This window comes from Geobacillus thermodenitrificans subsp. thermodenitrificans DSM 465, from assembly GCF_000496575.1.
In the GTDB taxonomy this organism is placed as follows: Bacteria; Bacillota; Bacilli; order Bacillales; family Anoxybacillaceae; genus Geobacillus; species Geobacillus thermodenitrificans.
This window is the reverse complement of the sequence record NZ_AYKT01000075.1, coordinates 1-276: the sequence shown is the minus strand read 5'-3', so window position 1 is coordinate 276 and position 276 is coordinate 1. Positions and strand designations below refer to the sequence as shown.

Below are 276 nucleotides of genomic sequence, written 5' to 3'. Positions count from 1 at the left end.
TCATTTTGCCGAGTTCCTTAACGAGAGTTCTCCCGCGCGCCTTAGGATTCTCTCCTCGCCTACCTGTGTCGGTTTGCGGTACGGGCACCTCTTCCCTCGCTAGAGGCTTTTCTTGGCAGTGTGGAATCAGGGACTTCCGGATCAAATCCGTCGCCATCACAGCTCAGCCTTTACGGCCAGCGGATTTGCCTACTGGCCAGCCTTACTGCTTGGACAGGCTCTTCCAGCCGCCTGCTCACCCTATCCTCCTGCGTCCCCCCATCGCTCAAACGGGAA

The 276-nt window shown here is 58.0% G+C and carries 1 rRNA gene; it reads right to left on the bottom strand.

The features are described 5' to 3' along the window. Window positions 1-276 (bottom strand): 23S ribosomal RNA (locus DSM465_RS0118055); the annotation flags it as partial.